Raw genomic sequence first — 17,835 nt, 5'->3', positions numbered from 1 at the left:
CAATTTCTCAAGGCGTTCCAACTGTGAAAAGCAATTGGTTCCACAGAACTTAATTTTCTTTCCGGTTCCGCCGGGACACATCGCAAATCTATCGATTGCCATGGAAATTCTCCAACTCCTTTGTCTTCACGTTCTTCGCTGCCGCCAGTTACTGGCCCGTCTTACTGGCCCGTCGCCCTCATAGGGACACCGCACTTGCCAGCCATGCCTCGGGCCACTCTTTTTGAGCAACCGTCGCCCTGTCCGACCATGACCCCCTGAGGGTGTTGCCCGGTGCTGTTCGACGCAGCCAGTTGGCCCAGCCGAGGGGGCAGCGCTTTTAAAAAATTATGACTTCTTTGCAAAAGCTTAATCGTACCACACGTGATGCGGTGGCGGGAGCGGGAAACCGATCCCCCATCGTCCGCTTTGGTATGGAGTTCGAGCCGCCACGACGAGGCCCACGAATCGCTTCGCTGGAATCGCCGGCGCGTGTCGGGATCCGCAAGCGGGCTCGGACCTGACAAGTAGGTCCCTCCGGAAGTCCCTCCGAAGACCGGAGGGGCACGCTTGTCGTGCCGGGCAATATGCGCAGCTTGGGCAAAGGGATCGCATTTTGGTAGGGACAATTAATGTGCTGCCAACTAACAGGTAAGCGACGGAGCAAACAGCGCGCGTTATTGACAAACGGATTCCGTCTGGCCACACTGATCGCAGGTCGGTTTGGGTGTGAACGTGCACGATCCGAAATAACTGGGATTCGTGCTCCTTTCTGGGGAGGTTGTTATGCGTCTTGCTGGTACACTCTATCGTGGTGTGATTGTTGCCACGGTGCTTGGCCTGGGTGTGGGGTCAGTCCTGGCAGGGGAAGCCGCCCAAAATGGACAAACGCAACGGCCCAACATTCTTTTCATCATGGCAGATGACCACGGGTATCAGGCCCTGAGTTGCTACGGTTACGGCCTCAATCAGACGCCGAATCTGGATCGGCTGGCGAAGGAGGGGATGCTGTTTCGAAACTGCTTTGTTACGAACTCCATCTGCGGACCTTCTCGGGCGGTGATCCTGACGGGGAAATACAGTCATCTCAATGGGTTTCCCAGAAATGATGGCCTCTTCGATGGGACGCAGCAAACGGTGGCCAAGCTGCTCCAGAAAGCCGGGTATCAGACCGCAATTATTGGAAAGTGGCACCTGGGCAGCGATCCAACCGGCTTCGATCACTGGGAAATACTGTTCGGACAGGGGCCGTACTACAACCCGCCGATGAAGACTCCCCAGGGGCGAGTCCTTCACGAAGGCTACACCACGGACGTCATCACCGATCTGGTGCTGGATTTTTTGAAGAATAAACGGGATCCCAACCGGCCGTTCTTCCTCATGTATCATCACAAGGCTCCCCACCGCAATTGGTGTCCCGGCCCGCAGGAACTGGATCTTTACAAAGATGTGACGATCCCCGAGCCACCGACCCTCTTCGATGACTACGCCACGCGGGGTCGGGCCGCCCATGAGCAGGAAATGACTATCGCGCAGCATTTGACCCCTCATGACCTGAAGCTTGTGCCCCAAATGGAGAAGTTCACTCCGGATCAGGAGGAACGCTTCTATAAGGCTTATGAAGCCGAAAACGAAGCATTTAAAAAAGCGAATCTGCAAGGTGACGATCTTGTCCGCTGGAAATACCAGCGGTACCTAAAAGACTACTTGCGTTGCGTGGCGGGGGTGGACCGCAACGTGGGCAGGGTCCTGGATTACCTCGATCAATCAGGTCTCGCGAAGAATACGATTGTTATTTACACCTCCGACCAAGGCTTCTACCTCGGGGAGCACGGCTGGTTTGACAAGCGGTTCATGTACGAAGAGTCGCTGCGGACGCCGCTTTTGGTCCGCTGGCCGGGACATACCCCACCGGGTAGTGTGTGTGAAAAAATGGTCCTCAACCTAGATTTCCCCGAGACATTCCTTGACGTGGCGGGGGTTCCTATTCCAGAGGATATGCAGGGACGCAGCCTGAAGCCGCTTCTTGAGGGCAAAGACCCACCGGACTGGCGAACGTCTATCTATTACCGTTACTACGAGTATCCAGGTCCCCACATGGTGCAGAAACACTATGGCGTGCGGACGGAACGGTACAAACTCATTTATTTCTACGAAATTGACGAATGGGAGCTTTACGATCTCGAGAAGGATCCGCACGAGCTCCACAACGTGTATGGCGATCCGCAATATGAGGACGTCGTTCGCCAGCTCAAAGCGGAACTGGCACGGCTGAAGGCCTTTTATAAGGACGACGACACGATTCGGGGGAAACCCGACCGGCCGGCCGAGTCAAAACGAGGATAGACCCGCGATAACGTGCCACCTGTGGGAAGGATCCGCGTGCGGGGGCGTTCAACCAATCGGAAAAATCGCCAGAACAAGCCACGGCAAAACCACCAGCACGCTGGCCGCGGCGCAGAGTGCCCAGCGGTAACGCCCCTGTAAAGCGAGGTCCAGCCGCAAATAGCTCCACAGTATGGCGAGTGTCCACACGGCGATTCCGAAAAAGGCCCCAAAGCGAACGAGATTCATGGTGCCCTGCGTCAATCGCCAGATTTCCCTGAGATACTGGTTGGCATTGTGGTCGAACGTCAGCAAGACGTAGAGCGTGTGCATTTCCCGCTGTTGAGTGGAAGTGAGCTGGAACAGCCGGGACTCCATATAGCGCTCACGAAGGAGGTTCATCTCCACAAACGCCCAGGGGACTTTGACGCGGCCGCGGGCCTCCGGTCCGATGATGATTTCCACATAATCATCGATGGCGGCCTCCACCGCTGCCGGGAGGTGTGCTTCGCATTCCACAGGGGATGCATACGGCCCGATGGGCACCGGAACACGATATTCGCCGCCGACTCGTTCGGCTCCTCTCTCCAGCCAGTCTGGGCGGACACGCGAGCCGTGGGTCAATACGACTTCCGTTGTGTCAGATGCGTCGCGAATCAACGCAGAACCGGCCTTTTCAGAAGTGCCCTCAGAGGGGGAGATGGCGGAGCCAGAAAGGTCCCGGTCGGCACGTTTCGTCGCGTCCTGGCTCTGATTCACTGATGCCAAAAAAGCAGGCGCTGCAGTCGGCACTGCCCAGAGTATCAGGAATATCAGCAAGGAGTAAGCCACCACGGCTTCATCTCCTAGTTCGACAGATTGACGACGAGCCCCCAAACCGACTTCTCATGAACCACGGGGCGGCAAGTTGCAGTGTGATGCCCATCCCCATGGCCGGAATCACCAACCACTGCGCAGGGAATACCCACAGGGTGCTGGCCAGAAATGCTGCCACTCCAGGACCGAAAACACCCCAGAATCCGAAACGCCTCGGGCGCAGCGGGTCAGCCAGTTGCCACCAGCGGACAAGCAGAAAAAGAGTGCCGAAACTGGCCACCATCGCCGGCAGCATGGGTTGACCCTCGCGATAGAAAGCCGCGGGTAACTGCCAGTCGTGGATGTTCGGCCAACGGGGATCGAAGGGCAGGTCCACCTTTAAATATTCCGACAAAAAGAAGCCTATCGCACCCAGAAGAAAACCGGCAATCATCATCACAAAGCGTCGCGTAATGACGTCCCCTTCCCTCCCTTGCCAAAGTTTCGCCAGAATCAGAACAATCCACGTGCCGAACGTCATCGTAAAATAGAGCCACGCAGCCTGAAGCAGAGAGGGGAGATTCCCCCGAAAGCTGAGAATCAGGTACCCCACGAGCGCGACTACGGCTGCCACGAGGACGGCAGCCAGCATCGATCCCAGAAGCTCTGCCACATGCGCCTCAAGCGGCATCTGACGCCACTCCATGCGGAATGCTTCTTCTCGGGTGGGGGGTGGCACGGGCGTGGCGACCACGACCGGCCCATGTGCAACCGGCTCCGCCACCGGCTTTGCCACGGGATATCTTTCCGCAGGAGGAACAAGTTTGGCCCTAGTCACAGCTTGTGACGATCGCCGGTGAGTCAGGCGGCGTCTGAAGCCCTGAAGGAACAGCATGCCCAAAAGTACACTGGCCATCCCCAGCAAACCTGCCAGAGCCGCGTGAGAGGTAGAAAAGGCGACAAGCAGCAACACTGCCGCCGAACTTCCAATCACGGCAAGAGCGGCAGGTTGGGACAAATGCTCGAACCATTTTCTTCCCCGGTCGGGTTCTCCACCGGTAACCGCGACAGCAGCCTGGAGTCCTTCCATTTTCTTTTCCTGCTCTGGTGCCGTCGCTGGTGTTACGGAAGGTATCGCTCCATTCGGTAAAACTGGGGTGAAGGCGATTTCATCGTCCCGGGATTTTTGCGGAGACGTGGGGCGTCCGTTCTGCTGTTCCGTGGTGATCGGTCCCAAAAACATGCCAGCGCTTGGTGGTGGTGGCAGATCGGCGAGCATTTCCGCAACGGCGTGGTAGCGATGGTCCGGATTCTTCTCTAGAGCCCGGGCAATGGCTCGATGGAACCGCTGCGGGACACGCGTAAGATCGGGGGCTTCGGTCAAATGTTTGATCAGGATTTCGCCCGCACTTTCGCCATCAAAAGGAACTCGGCCAGTGAGCATTTCATAGAGGATAATCCCCATGGCATAGATGTCGATTTCCTTTCCATATCGTCCCCGGCCGACCTCCGGCGCCATATAGTGCACGGTGCCGACGCTTTGAGTTTGGCCGCTCCGCCGGCTACACGAAATGTACTTCGCCAGACCATAGTCCCCGACTTTGACCACCCCTTCTTCTAGAAAAAGATTGCCTGGCTTGAGATCCCGATGGACGATTCCGTGGCTATGGAGATAGCCCACTCCGGACGCCATTCCGTGAAACCACACCAGAGCTTCATCCGGGGGCAAGCCCTGTGGGTGGTTGGCCAGCGCCTGCTCCAGAGAGAGCCCCCGCACGTACTCCATGATGACCCATGTGTCGCCCCGGGGATCTCGCTGCACGTCGTAAATCATGAGTAGATTGGGGTGCTTCAGGTTGAGACAGTGCTGAATCCCACGAAGTTCGATATCGAGATGGCGGCAAAGGAGCTTGAGGGCGACTTCTTTTCCGGCGTCGCTGACCGCGTAATAAACTTCGCCGAAACCTCCCCGGCCAATGCCCCGCTTGATCGTGAAGCCCGGCAGGGGGCGGTCACCGCTCGCATAGAGAAACCGCGATTCCTCGGCGACCGGCTCTCCGCGAGGCGTGGTGGCCTGGGTGGCACGAGGATCTGGTTGATTACTATCGACCACGGGCATGGTAGTACTCACTTTCGTGCAAAGCCCGAGGGCTGGAGCTTTTCTTATTGTAGCACCAGGGCGATGGCCCAGTCGCCAGCCCCGCGTGGTGCAACATCTTTTCGAAAGGACATGTTTTCTCCCAAACGCATCCGCTTTTTTGGGGAATCCGCTTGATTTATGCCGGCTCGAGGTGAAAACGCCAATCGACTCCCTCGACATGGGACCTGAGTGTCAGCGTGGCTTCCCCACGGACCACCTTGCCATCCACAGTGAGGAGACTCGATCCCCGACAGCACAGCGTATCGCCAACCCAGTAGAGCGTTACCGACTCTTTCCAAGAAGGACATACCACGTGGGATGTTTTTTCCGGTCCCAGGATGATGTTTCTGGCCATGAGGAGGACACCGTCAGTACTCGGAACGGTCCGGTGGCCGCTGACGAAATCAATGCGTGCTGACGCGCTCAACGGATGGGGGCGAAGGAATTCCAATCGGACGCAGTTTCCTAGCTCGAGCACACACCGCTCCGGGAGGATCGTCCGCCGAACTGGCCGTCCGCCCACGGAAACCGGGCCATGGGCTTCCAGGACGTACAAATCATCCTCTCTCGTGAGCGTGAGGTGACGACTCTCAAGATCACCAGAGATGGCCACGTCCGCCTCGCTGGAATCGAGATGTCCCACCGTTACCGTCGGCTGTGGGCAGACGAGGTACCCCCCCACTTCGTCGATCCACAGGAAGAACGTGCTCGTGACGCCCGGCGGACCCATGGCGATTTTGGAAAAAGGCTTCCAGTGAAAAATATTTATCGCTGGCCGAACCATGGGCGGGCCTCCTTCTACGGCCATGTCATCGCATTTGGGTTTCAGTGCGCTTTCGCGACGGCCGGGACTTTCTGAGACTCGCCCGAGTTGCCAAAGTATTCGGTCACCTCATCCACGATATCCTTTTGGTTGGGGTTTTCCACCGGGATTTCGCCCTGGTAAAGTCCCTGCGATTGGACCAGTCGCTCTGCCACGTCGAGTCGCGTCCGCAAGTCGGCGATCAGTTCCTTGATGCGACCGAGTTTGCTGTCGTCAAACTGGTAGGCGCTGGTCGCCTGCGCGGCTTGCACCATTTGCAGGCGGGCCTGAAGATTTTCGACTTCCACCTCCAACTGCCGTTTGGCGGCCAGCATGTTTTCCATTTTATCCCGGGCAGCCTGAAGACTTTTCAGACGTACATCGCGAATCTGCTCCAAATTGGCGAGAGTCGCCTCGTTGGTCTTGTACCGCTCGAAGCGGTTGGCCAGGTCCTGCCTGACCTGCTCGGCAGAGTATTCGCGACCACAGTACACGAGCTTTGGTTTCCCGCTGGCCAGATCGTTTTTCATCCGCAGGATGACGGCCTTCTCCTGCTCAAGGACCTCCCGTGCCTGTGCAATTTGCCGGTCCAGTCGTTCAATTTCGACCTCTTCACGAGCGATCAAATGCATATTCTGGCGAATTTGGGGAAGAAGGTCTTCAATCATGTCACGGGCGCGGCGTATTTGAAATTCAGTGGGGACGGCATCCACCACAGCTTCCTGGACGGAGCGGGCAGAGGTCCGCACGTAACTGACAAGATCCCGTCCCAGAAGGAATGTGCCGATCAATACGACCAATCCCCCGGCGATGAGAAACTTCTTCAACATGGCTTGACCCTCCTCTCGGTTTTTCCTGAAAGACCTGTTCCCTCGCACCGACCCTACTTCACCGCGTACCGCAGGAGACTCCCCTTTCGCGGTGGTTGGTTTGGCGAGGTGTTTTCCTACAGGAGTATTCGCGAGGAAAGGCGAAATCTTGGCGCTCTGGCAGAAAATTTTGGGAAGACTCTCCTGGGACGAGTACGGAAGCGAACAAAAATGCGGCGCACTAACGACGCGGGAATTGGAGTAAGCATGATCAGGAACGGCGCTCTAGATGAGGAACAGCGACCTTAAATAACAATATTCAGTGAGATAAGACGATTCGCGTGCGAGAAAGCACAACAATTTAAATCCCTATCCATTTCGAAAGGAAAGCTTGCGCGGTTAGCGCTAAGGCTTGAGTTCAATGATGAACTCGTTTAAGCCCTTCTGAACTTCAAATTGAATGTCACTGGTCGCTTCACTCCAGTATTTCTCTGGTACTGACTTGTCAATTGAAACGGGTTTTGGCTCGGCCGCAGGATCATTCTCCATCTTGGGGGCTAAATACACGATGTAGGTGCCTACCTCAATTGGTTTAGGAAGCTTAAAAGAACCGTCGGCTTCGATGTTAGCCGATCCCCCCTGGCCTGTGGCTCGATTTAGGAAAACCACAGAAGCCTCCGTGTATGGCCGGCCCTTAAAGATGATTTTCCCCTGTACTATTCCCTTGGGCTTAATTTTTCGTCCGGAGCAACCAGTATTGGCCCAAACAACTAAGATAACGATAAGCACGCAGTAAAAAGCCGGATTTAACAACCTAGTTCTCTTCATCTTTCCCCCTCCTATCCACCCTCCGTATAAGCGCGAAACGGCACGCAGCATAAGTCGCAAATGCGCGCGAGTATAGGGGGTGATGCATACTTGCGTGGCCGTATAAATAATACGTTGTCTCAGACACTCGTTGTTAGCCCGTGACTGCCCCACAGTGAGAATCTCAAGAACGATTTGAAACCTCCGTTTGTCACTTGCAAACGAAAGTCGCTTATAAGTCAGAAAGATGCGCTGGTGATTTCACCATCGTATCGGCATGCCAGTCGCTTGAGGTCCATCAAGTCAATGGTATCGCTGATAAAACGCACACTTCCGTCGACAAAGAGGACGTTAATACCGCCCGGATGCATCGAGTTCAGCACCGTGTTGTTGCGAAACTTGTGCTCCGTGGCTCCCACTTGCACGATCTGAGAATTAGGCCCAAATCGCACGCAAGTTGTTCCCGTTTGCCACAAATCGTAGCAGCCAGCCGGACTATCGATAGTCCTCGGATGGCGGCTTCCATACCACCCTCCGTAGTAATTCGAGGTCCGATTCTTGCCGGCGACACGCCCAGATTGTTCACCGACAAGCAAAGTGTTAGATGTTCCATCACGACAGTATTCTAGGCCATAGCACTCGTTAGCGGGCATCATGCCATTATTGCACGACCACCCGTGTCCACAGTCTCTGGTGCCTGCGTTGGGATCCGGGCCAGGAACTGGGCGGGCGGCCCCCTGGATTCCCGCATAAGTTATCATCATCGTATTGCCCGGGTTGTTGTTAACAACGGGGTCATCCTGGTTGTCAAAGGTAGGAATGTCAGTCGACGGGCAGCGATAAACAGGTATAAGGAGTTGACTTAGCACTCGACAGCCCTGGAGATAATTGGAGCCTGCCGCGCCACCCGCCATGAAGGTGTACGGAAAGTCGCTTCGAAATGCCAACTGATCGTATACCACCTTCTGCTCGATGTATGGCAAAATAAGTGTTCGCCAATTTGTACCGTTTGAGTACCACTGCTCACGCAGATTGAAGGAGCCAGGTGGCAAAGTTTTGAGTGAATCGTGATAGTTGTGCAATCCGAGGCCAATCTGCTTCAGATTGTTGGTGCATTGACTCCTTCGAGCAGCTTCCCGCGCTGCCTGGACAGCTGGTAGCAGAAGAGCGATCAAAATACCGATAATAGCGATTACTACCAAAAGTTCGACAAGAGTGAATCCCCTTAAGGCACGTTTTCGCCGCATAGCAAAACCCTCCAATAGCCTTTAACGCTGAGTCCACTTACGCCGCACCCATGTATACTCCGCTAAGCCGCGTCTGTCAAGCTTTTGGTGCTGTGACGCATTTGGACTTTTATAAAAACGCATCTGAGGGCGCGGGGCAAGGGGCTGCGAGGCAGTTTGTGAGTTGCCCCTGGCCGCGACCGTTCTCATGCCCAGCCAAATGAGATCGATAATCCAGATTTGGCAAAGCGGAAAGAAGCAGGTTTCTCCGGAGTGCCGGGCGTTGGGCCTGGGTGACGAAAACGATCCTTTATATTCATCAGGTTGGAGAGTGGCGTTCCACACCGAGAGAGAGTTTTTGCCCGCTTATAAACAGCGCATGCAGACCAAGGGGCAAAAAAGCGACTGATTCGACTTCAGTTCGCCCCACCATCTCCCGTCTCGCCCTCGGCTTCCTTCAGCCAGCGGTCGATTTCTTCGTCGTTCAGCTCCGGTGGACCTGGAACTCCGGTTTCCCGATCCGGATTCACACTCTCGCGACCGGGCACTTCTTTCCGGTGGCTCCCGTCCCCACGGGCAGCATCGGCGGGGCGGCCTGGAGCAGGTTGCGGAGGTTTTGGCGCAGCCCTGCCGGCAAATCGTGCCCGCCACTTTTCCGCTTCTTCGCGAGGCGAAAACTGGCTCGACCTTAGTTGGTCTTCGGAAACCAAGGAGCGCTCCTGATGCTCAATTGGTGCCCCGGCGATGGCAGGATCAGGATACAGTGGAAAAATGATGGCGCCACTTGGACAAACACGCGCGCAGGCGGGACACCCCGGTCGGCAGGCGTCCGGCTGGGCCGTGAAAACGCGCCCATCTTCCCGTACATCATAGACGCCGAACAAGCAGAAATTGAGGCATTCATAGCAGAGGGTACAGCGGTCTTCGTCGATGACGGGATACCATCGCGGTTGAACGGCCTCTTCTAGTTCACAGATAGAATCTTGTGGATAATCCGCCAGAGATGGAGGGTCCCCTTCTTTCTGGGCAACGAAGTCCGATACCACAGCCATGACCGTCTGTTTGAGGACGTCCGGCGACAGATACTCGCGATAGTCATAGGCCCAGAGTCGATGGGTTTTCAGATGGCTTTTCAAACTGGAACGGGAAGCCGAATCGTCTTCGCCCTGCATCAGCTGATAGTTCAGCCCGTTCGCGCGGAGTACGAGTTGCGCGGCTCGAGGGAAAAGCGGGGCCAGTAAAATCATGTCGCTGGCCAACTGGCTTAGTCGCTGGAGTACCGGACCCCCTGGCACAAGATCGTAAAGATGGGGAATGATCACCAGGGGCACGCCGGAAATGGCAGAGCCGATGTGCTCCACTAGCTTCCGAAAGCCAGGAAGTGCCTGGGCAGCTCTCGGTCGGCTGAAAACGATGATCAGAGAAGCACTCACGGGCACCCTCCACACAATAGGGGATTTTTCACGCTTTCGCGTTCCAGCCAGTAGTATAACAAATCCCGAGAAATAAGAACAATTTCCCTTCACCCCCCCTGGGGGAGCTCACGGTTGGAGGAGCGGTGCACATCGGGAACTCGGGCACTTGCCGAGACGGGATTCGATGGTAGCGGAACCAGTTGTCCATCGCGATGATGTGTGAGTTCTGTCAGACCGCCTGCGGGCCTGATTTTTGACGGAATGAGTTGGGATAGTTATGATTGTGGTATAAGTCGGTCGCCCCAACAGGTGCGGATGTGGGTAGCACCGCTTCGCGTATTTGCTACCAGAGCTTTGGGGATTCAGGATTGGGTTTTCGTTGGTGGAACCCGAACCGAACTTGCTCCCCTGCGATCGCTATTGTGGCGGCGTGTGATTCTGTGGCTTTTGTTCCCACACCAGATATCTATTTCTGTAGGACATCGCGGCGACGGGCATTCACGCTCGTGGAATTGCTCGTCGTTCTAGCGATCATCGGATTGCTCATCGCGCTGCTTTTACCCGCAGTACAAATGGCCCGGGAGGCAGCGCGCCGGAGTGAATGCCTCAACCATTTGAAGCAACTGGCCCTGGCGGCACACAACTTCCACGACACCCACCGACAGTTTCCACCGGGCTACTTGGGGCCCCTGCCGCAGGCTCCGGTTCCTCCTTATCCGGGGCAATGGACGAGTGTGCTGGCTTACATTCTTCCTTACATCGAACAGGGCTCTCTCAAGGACGAGAGCGATGGCGATGCCCCGAATTTTGGAGGAATTTCGCTTTATGATGCCGGCCGCCAGGGACAGGCCTTCTGGCAACGGCCGAAGGCATGGGATGCCGCGCAGGTGCAACCGCGAGTGTTTCTTTGTCCGTCCGATCACGCGACCAAAATCGAGCGCCCCATCGTCATCCTGCATTTCCATTACGTGGCACCCTATGTCACCCTGACGGCGGCGAGTTTTTCGGATAATAGCGGCGACGTTTTGGGACGGACGAACTACCTGGGATCCGGCGGCTATATGGGAGTGACGGGGATCGCCAGCAGTGATGTGTTTCGAGGGGTTTTCTGGAATCGTTCCCAGGAGAGTTTTTCCACAATCACCGACGGAAGCAGTCAGACGCTTCTTTTCGGTGAGGCGATGGGGGGCACGGAAAACCCCGAGCGGGCGTATTCGTGGTTCGGGTGCGGAGTCATGGCCAGCGCCTGGGGGCTGGGCCCGACTGCGGCCAACGACACGCGGTGGGGTTGGTGGCAGTTTTCTTCTCGTCACCCTGGCGTTGTGCAGTTCGCTTTCGCTGACGGTTCCTGTCGGCCTCTTGCAACCACCATTGATCGTGATACGTTCATCTATCTGTCGGCGGTTCAGGACGGCCAGCAGGTGTCGATCCCATAACTTCGCCAGGCGCGACTCGCCCGGAGTTCTCTGCCTGTCTCGCCTTCTCGAGACCGGGATTGCCGTTCGTTAGACACGACCACCCGACTTCCTCCGAGAATCGCCTTTGTCGATGTTAAAGACTGGTATGCGCATTGCTTTGGGGAGAATCGGAGAGGGGGCTTGCTGCCAAGCTGGCGGGGAGACTTTTCGCGTGTTTCTTTCCCAAAAGGGACTATCACACTGTGTTCCCGTGGGCTGAAGGGATGATTCCCCCGGGTAGAATACCAATCGACAGAGCCTTGGGTTATGCTGAAATGGAGGCTATTTGGTCGGACAGCGGACTGGCCAGACAAATGAAGTAAGTGTGACCCGGTAATCGAGGAGATTCGGGCCAAGCTGCGGAGTAAAATTGTTGGGCCCCGAGCGTACGGTTTGGCTCCCCTCCGAAGATGTAGCAGAATAGCCGGCATTCGACGGCCGAAGGTTCGGGTAAGCTGAAACTCGCTGCTTCTCGTTTCGAATAAGGTTAGTAGGCGCAATCGCATTTCCGAGGATTTTAACCGTCTGCTATGGCACGCGATTATTACAAAATACTGGGAGTCCCGCGGAACGCCACGGATGAGGAAATCCGGAAGGCGTACCGGCAACTTGCGCGCAAGTATCATCCGGACCTCAATCCGAATGACAAAAACGCTAAGGAAAAATTTCAAGAGGTTCAGGAGGCATTCGAGGTCCTCAGTGATCCTCAAAAGCGGGAGATGTACGACCGCTACGGGGCTTCGTTCCAGTATGCGGGTGCCGGAGCGGGCGCCAGGCCGGGGGCTGGCCGCGGCGGCTTCACGCAAACGGGTCCCGGTGAATTCACGTTCTTCTTCGGTGACGATTTTGACCTCGGTCGGTTTTTCGAAGAACGTTACCAAGACTTTCCCGGCGGCAGAGGAGGCATGGGCGGTTTCGAGGATCTCTTTCAACACTTCCGTCGGGCCGCCGGGCGAGGGAAAACGGCCGAAACGACGGGAGCCGGCCTGCGCGGGCAGGACGTAGAGAGCGATGTCACTATTCCTTTCACAATGGCTGTCGAAGGCGGGGAGGTCGCCATCAACGTCAGGCGGCCGGACGGCCGGACAGAAACCCTCAGCGTGAAAATTCCTGCCGGGATTGAAGATGGAAAACGGATCCGTCTGAGAGGACAGGGCGCTCCAGGACCGTTTGGCGGCGAGCCCGGCGATCTGTACCTCACCGTCCACGTCGCCCCACATCCCCATTTTGAGCGGAAAGGAAAAGACCTTTACGTCAAACTGCCGGTGACCATTCCCGAGGCCCTCTTTGGCGCCAAAGTGGATGTCCCGACTCCCCATGGGACAATTTCATTGCGTATCCCGCCGGGAACTGCCAGTGGAAAAAAACTCCGCGTGTCGGGTTATGGGGTTCGACCGGTCGGAGAACCGGCAGGCGATCTTTATGTCGAAGTTCTCATTGTGCCGCCTCCGCATGTGCCGGAGAATCTGAAAGAAAGCCTCCAGCGACTCCAGGAAGCCTATACCTCGAATGTGCGTGCGGGTGTGGCGTGGCGGTGATTCGTCCCGGTGATGTCCCGGGAACCATGGCGCATTCTTTGTGTGAAGCTGTCGGTTCCGACGATGTGGCGAATGATTAGGCGAGGGAGCCACAGTGGATCAGAGTTTTGGCCGGGAATACCGGATTCGCAGGCAACGAGAGATCGATCGGGTCTTTGCCCGCCGGTGTTCTGTATCTGACGAGCAGCTTGTCATCTACGGATGCGAAAACGATCTGTCTCATCCCCGGCTCGCGATTTCGGCGTCCCGCAAGCTCGGCAAGCCAGTTTTCCGCAATCGCTGGAAGCGGCTTATTCGGGAGGTCTTTCGGCAACGAAAGGCCGACATCCCCTCGGGCATTGACTATGTCGTCATTCCCCGAAAAGGGGTCGAGCCCGACTTTCACGAGTTGTGGCGTCGGATTCCCTCTCTCATGAGGCAACTGGCGCGGCGGTTGAGGCGCACCGCTCGACCCAAGGACCAAATGGCACCTCAGGATTTTCAAACGCGTGGAGCAAAACAGGCGTCCTCTAGGAAGCCTCACCAGGATAAGTCGGTGCCACCTCTGCCGAGCAAACCGTCGCACGAGACGGGCGAAGGTTCGCATTCCGGCGACCACAGTTCCCAGATCGCCTGCGATTCCGGCCGTACCTGTCCTGCGCAAGAGAATCAAACGAGCACTCTTGTTTTTAAAGGCCAGGCTGGAAATCCAGCGGCGGGCAGCCTGTTTTCTTCCAACGATCGGGTCTCGCTGTTGGGGAAAGTCATCTGTTCTATCGCCCGGGCGATTAGAGCGGTTTACCTCTGCACCAATTGGGTGCTGGCGGGTGTTTTGATTTCGATCGTTTCGCTCTACCGATGGACGATCAGTCCGTTGCTCGGCCGCTGCTGCCGGTTTGAGCCGAGCTGTTCGCTCTATTTCATTCAAGCCGTGCAAAAATACGGGGCGTTCGTTGGAACGTGGAAAGGAATCTGCCGGATTCTTCGCTGTCATCCCTGGCATCCCGGGGGATACGATCCGCCCTAGTCGGCTCGGAAGTCGCAAATCCCCAAATCCGGGCAGCGAAGAATTCCCATAGCGTCAACAGCGGTGATTTGCTATTCTCGACGCCCGAGCGTCTCATTGAGACATAGTCCGCGCCGGGCTGTAATCTGGGAGATTTGCGCAACAGGTGCAATTTGTCTTTGAGTCGAGGAATTTGTCGTCGTGCCGCCGCTGACTATCATCCACGCAAGCGGTTTTTACCTCGGCGAGGCCATTGCTGGGGTTTCGGAGCTGCCGCCGCGGTTGGTGGGCCGACTGATTGAGGCCCCCCGAAAAACTCTGCTCCGGGTGGCGGAGACGGCCAGCCGCGAAAGAGCCCACGCGGTCATTTTCGTCGGCGACGTTCTCCATCCGGCCACCGCGGCCCCGGGAGATTGGTTCACGGTTTTCGAGTTGTGCGAACGACTCGCTGCGCAGCGCGTTCCCCTGATTTGGCTATGGGGTCAACTCGAACATCGTGGTCCCTGGCCAGAGGAATTCCCATTCCCCCCGAATGTCCACATCTTTCGGGGGGATGAGGCTTGTGTTTCCACGGTCCCGACTGCGGCAGGCTCCCTTCAGGTGACGATCCTACCCCAGGCAGCCCCGGGAAAAATACGTCCGGAAAACCTTCCGACCGCGGGAGGTTTCACCATTGGTCTGGCTTACGGGCAAGAGTATGGTGAAGGCCAGAACGGCCCTATTTGCGATCTTGAAACAGACTACTGGGCTGCGGGGGGCCGCTGTGTCCGCAGGGAATTCGATTGGGCGGGAGTGAAGGTACATGACCCGGGCCCGGCCTTTGTCCATTCCCCGGATATGGAAAGTATCCCCGCCATAACGATCGTGGAGCTCCATGCGCCAAAAAAGGTTTACCTGCGATCCATTTCGCTGGCGGCCTTGCGGTGGCACACGCTCACTCTTTACGTGGCACCGGACAGCACGGAACCCCAGCTTGTGTCCCAGATTATTCAGGAGGCGGAAGCCCGCCGGGCAGCGGGGGACGCCGATTGGCTCGTGCGAATCCGCCTGGAGGGTCTCCCCCAGGTGCTTCTCCCGTGGCGGATCAAGGGGTTTGATCGAGAGATCCTCGAACTGCTGCGGATGCGTTATGGGCAAAGCCCACCCTACTTCTGGCCGATTGAGATAACCTGGCATCCCAGCGATCCCTGGCCGGAAAGCTGGCTGCAAGAGGAGAGCTTCCGCGGAGAACTGCTCAGACAGGGACTGACGCTAGAGGGCACGAATCCTTCTGAACTTGTTTCCCAATGGCTGCCGGAAAGCGAGTTGGAGCTGCCTCAAACATACGGCGGATGGTCCGATCGACTGGAGGCTACTTGGCCGGAAATTGTTCGAGAGGCCCTTTTTTACGGCTTAATGTTGCTGGAAGAGAACCAGCCCGCACCGCGCAGTGGTGGAGGACGCGCTGAATGAGGCTCCGCCAGATCGACATCGAGCGGTTTGGAATCTGGCGTGATTGGTCCAGTGGGGAATTGCCTGCTGGACTGGCCGTGTTTTTCGGTCCCAACGAAACAGGCAAGTCCACCCTGCTGGAATTTCTGCGAGGGATGTTCTTCGGTTTTCATCGGCGAAGCGGTTTTGCCCCGCCCGATGATCCGGTGCTCGCCGGACGACTGGTGTGTGAGCATCAGGAGGCCGTCTTCAACCTTTCCCGCCGGTGGACACCTAGCCGTGGTGATGTCGTCGAGGTGTTTAACGAGAGCCGCAACAGTCCGGCCGAGGAGGTGGTCCGTCTCCTGTGCCCCCTTGACGAGACCACGTTCAACGCGATTTTCGCAGTCAACCTGGAAGACATAGCCCATCTCCGCACGCTCGAGGCCGCGGCAACAAGCGAACTCCTCTACGACCTGAGTTTGGGAATCGACCGTGCCATTCTGGGGCGAGTCTTTGCGCGCTTACAAGAAGAGGCGGACGTGCCCCGGCAGAGCGAACTTCTGCAGGGGTTGCTGGAGGAACGGGATCGGTTGCAGCGGGAGCTGCAAGAGGCACCGGCGGCAGGGGCTCAATTTGCACGACTTCTTACCGCTCGGAAGACGACGGAGCAGCAGTGCGCCAAAGCAGAAGAAGCCCTCACGCAATGGCGTGAAAAAGCCCAGGCGTGGGAATCACTTCGGCAATTGCTGCCGTTGTGGGAAGAACGCTGTCGTGTCGAGAGAGAACTTCGCGAGCTGGGGGCCCTGACCGACGTTCCCGCGGTTTTTTTCCGGCGTGTTGCCCACCTGCGTGAAAGGTACCGTGTGGCCAAAGAGAAGTGGGAACATCTCAAAGAGCAGTATTCCCAGGTGAAAGCGCGATTGGGCAAAATCACAATAAACCAGGCGCTTTTGAGCTACGCCACCGAATTGGAGGCGCTTCGACCCATCCGGAACGATCTCAGTACTCTTCAGACAACATTGAACTCTCTGCAAGCAGAACAGGACCGTCTCGCCGAGGAACTGACGAATCTCCGGAGTCGGTTTGGTGTGGATACCCTGGAATCGCCCCGCAATTTCCCGTGGGGTGACGTTCGGCGCGGCATCGCACAGTGGGAACGTATCGGCCAGCGAGTGCGGACAGAAGAGGAAAAAATCGCCGGTGATCGTGCGGCAAAAGACCGTCTTGAAGAACAATTACGACGAAAGCTTGAGACTTTCCATGCACCAAGCGTGCCGACGGCCCTTGAGGAGCGCAGTCGTCAGGCAACCCACCTTCGAAAGTTGGCCCAGTTCAGAGAGCAACTCGCCTCCGTGGAAAACCGGCAAAAGGAGCTTCGCACAGAGCGGCTTGACGTGATGAAAGAAACCCTGCTGACTGGGCGAACCTGGTTGTTTGTTGCGGTTCCCTTTGTGCTGGGGCTGGCTCTCGTTCTACTGTCCCTGATGATGCTCGCCATTTTTCCGGTAAGCAGTTTGGGGTGGGGTGGTGTGTTAGTTGGCGCCATCCTGGTTGGTGCGGGAGTCGCGGTCAAACTCCACGGCGAGCGGCTCCACCGCTCGCGTGCCGACGCGATTCTCCAGGAATGGGAAACCCTGCGGGTGGAGCGCGAGCGCCTGGTGGAACAGATCGCTTGCCTGGAAACAGCGATTACGGCAGCTCCTGCATATCTGCCGCGGGAGCTTGCTGCCCTGGAAAACGAGATTCGCGAACTCGAGAGCTTGGGTCTTCTTCAATCACAGCTCGATCAATTAACGCAGCGAATTGCAGAAGAAGAGCGGAAACTCAGCGAGCTTCGTGCACAATTGGGTGACGCTGCAAACCGCGTGGCGACCTTTCTTGCCCAACAGGGACTGCCTGCGTCCGAGGACCCTGAGTCCGCGCGGAATGCACTGGAGACTCTCCGCCAGTATCGCCGAGTTCATCTGCGCTGGGAATCGGTCAATAAGCGGCTGTTGTCGCTCGTCCGACAGCGCGAGACGTGGTCCGCTCGCCTCCAGCAGATCGCGCAGCGTGCCGGAATTCAGACTCCCGACACTTCCCTGGAACTCGTCCTGGATACCCTGCTGGCCGCTTATGATGAAGCGGTGGCCCGTGCTCGCGAG

13 protein-coding genes are annotated in these 17,835 nt (G+C 56.9%); 6 read left to right on the top strand and 7 right to left on the bottom strand.

Features of this window, described 5'->3' with window-relative positions; all coding sequences use genetic code 11:
- The first annotated feature begins 765 nt into the window (after positions 1 to 765).
- Complete coding sequence (locus tag ABJK56_RS00095) at positions 766 to 2,325, top strand: sulfatase (RefSeq protein ID WP_347242627.1); 1,560 nt, start codon at positions 766 to 768, stop codon at positions 2,323 to 2,325.
- A gap of 48 nt (positions 2,326 to 2,373) precedes the next feature.
- On the opposite strand, the gene ABJK56_RS00090 is transcribed toward ABJK56_RS00095, so the two are convergent.
- The 7 genes from ABJK56_RS00090 to ABJK56_RS00060 form a co-directional block, all read right to left on the bottom strand.
- Positions 2,374 to 3,138 carry a hypothetical protein gene (locus tag ABJK56_RS00090; RefSeq protein ID WP_347242626.1) on the bottom strand — a complete coding sequence of 255 codons (765 nt, stop codon included), beginning with the start codon at positions 3,136 to 3,138 and terminating at the stop codon, positions 2,374 to 2,376.
- A gap of 4 nt (positions 3,139 to 3,142) precedes the next feature.
- Positions 3,143 to 5,218, bottom strand: coding sequence for a serine/threonine-protein kinase (locus ABJK56_RS00085; protein WP_347242625.1), 2,076 nt, complete (start codon positions 5,216 to 5,218; stop codon positions 3,143 to 3,145).
- 157 nt (positions 5,219 to 5,375) lie between these two features.
- A complete protein-coding gene (locus ABJK56_RS00080) occupies positions 5,376 to 6,023 on the bottom strand; it encodes a hypothetical protein (RefSeq protein WP_347242624.1) in 648 nt (215 codons plus the stop codon).
- A gap of 41 nt (positions 6,024 to 6,064) precedes the next feature.
- Positions 6,065 to 6,871, bottom strand: coding sequence for a hypothetical protein (locus tag ABJK56_RS00075; RefSeq protein ID WP_347242623.1), 807 nt, complete (start codon positions 6,869 to 6,871; stop codon positions 6,065 to 6,067).
- A 384-nt stretch (positions 6,872 to 7,255) separates the two neighbouring features.
- Positions 7,256 to 7,678, bottom strand: a complete 423-nt coding sequence (locus ABJK56_RS00070) for a carboxypeptidase regulatory-like domain-containing protein (RefSeq protein ID WP_347242622.1) — start codon at positions 7,676 to 7,678, stop codon at positions 7,256 to 7,258.
- A 218-nt stretch (positions 7,679 to 7,896) separates the two neighbouring features.
- Positions 7,897 to 8,904 carry a DUF1559 domain-containing protein gene (locus ABJK56_RS00065; RefSeq protein WP_347242621.1) on the bottom strand — a complete coding sequence of 336 codons (1,008 nt, stop codon included), beginning with the start codon at positions 8,902 to 8,904 and terminating at the stop codon, positions 7,897 to 7,899.
- A gap of 395 nt (positions 8,905 to 9,299) precedes the next feature.
- The gene (locus tag ABJK56_RS00060) at positions 9,300 to 10,316 is read right to left on the bottom strand and encodes a ferredoxin family protein (RefSeq protein WP_347242620.1); all 1,017 of its coding nucleotides are present in this window, start codon (positions 10,314 to 10,316) and stop codon (positions 9,300 to 9,302) included.
- Between the two features lie 350 nt (positions 10,317 to 10,666).
- Between ABJK56_RS00060 and ABJK56_RS00055 the strand changes: the two genes are divergently transcribed.
- The 5 genes from ABJK56_RS00055 to ABJK56_RS00035 form a co-directional block, all read left to right on the top strand.
- On the top strand, positions 10,667 to 11,734 hold the full coding sequence (locus ABJK56_RS00055) for a DUF1559 domain-containing protein (RefSeq protein WP_347242619.1): 1,068 nt from the start codon (positions 10,667 to 10,669) through the stop codon (positions 11,732 to 11,734).
- 551 nt (positions 11,735 to 12,285) lie between these two features.
- A complete protein-coding gene (locus tag ABJK56_RS00050; RefSeq protein WP_347242618.1) occupies positions 12,286 to 13,293 on the top strand; it encodes a DnaJ C-terminal domain-containing protein in 1,008 nt (335 codons plus the stop codon).
- 94 nt (positions 13,294 to 13,387) lie between these two features.
- Entirely contained in the window at positions 13,388 to 14,299 is a 912-nt protein-coding gene (gene yidD, locus ABJK56_RS00045) for a membrane protein insertion efficiency factor YidD (RefSeq protein ID WP_347242617.1), read from the top strand.
- A gap of 180 nt (positions 14,300 to 14,479) precedes the next feature.
- Positions 14,480 to 15,730, top strand: a complete 1,251-nt coding sequence (locus ABJK56_RS00040; RefSeq protein ID WP_347242616.1) for a hypothetical protein — start codon at positions 14,480 to 14,482, stop codon at positions 15,728 to 15,730.
- Positions 15,727 to 17,835: AAA family ATPase (locus ABJK56_RS00035; RefSeq protein ID WP_347242615.1), on the top strand; the 2,109-nt coding region annotated here is incomplete at its 3' end. The genes ABJK56_RS00040 and ABJK56_RS00035, both read left to right, overlap by 4 nt.

Origin of the sequence: Thermogutta sp., assembly GCF_039793925.1 — a bacterium.
Lineage (GTDB): Bacteria > Planctomycetota > Planctomycetia > Pirellulales > Thermoguttaceae > Thermogutta.
The sequence above is the reverse complement of the archived record's forward strand: the minus strand, read 5'-3'. Positions and strand labels throughout refer to the sequence as shown.

Coding starts and splice junctions, on each gene's coding strand:
- ABJK56_RS00065 (WP_347242621.1), bottom strand. CDS start 8,904: ATGCGGCGAAAACGTGCCTTAAGGGGATTCACTCTTGTCGAACTTTTG.
- ABJK56_RS00075 (WP_347242623.1), bottom strand. CDS start 6,871: ATGTTGAAGAAGTTTCTCATCGCCGGGGGATTGGTCGTATTGATCGGC.
- ABJK56_RS00050 (WP_347242618.1), top strand. CDS start 12,286: ATGGCACGCGATTATTACAAAATACTGGGAGTCCCGCGGAACGCCACG.
- ABJK56_RS00085 (WP_347242625.1), bottom strand. CDS start 5,218: ATGCCCGTGGTCGATAGTAATCAACCAGATCCTCGTGCCACCCAGGCC.
- ABJK56_RS00070 (WP_347242622.1), bottom strand. CDS start 7,678: ATGAAGAGAACTAGGTTGTTAAATCCGGCTTTTTACTGCGTGCTTATC.
- ABJK56_RS00095 (WP_347242627.1), top strand. CDS start 766: ATGCGTCTTGCTGGTACACTCTATCGTGGTGTGATTGTTGCCACGGTG.
- ABJK56_RS00080 (WP_347242624.1), bottom strand. CDS start 6,023: ATGGTTCGGCCAGCGATAAATATTTTTCACTGGAAGCCTTTTTCCAAA.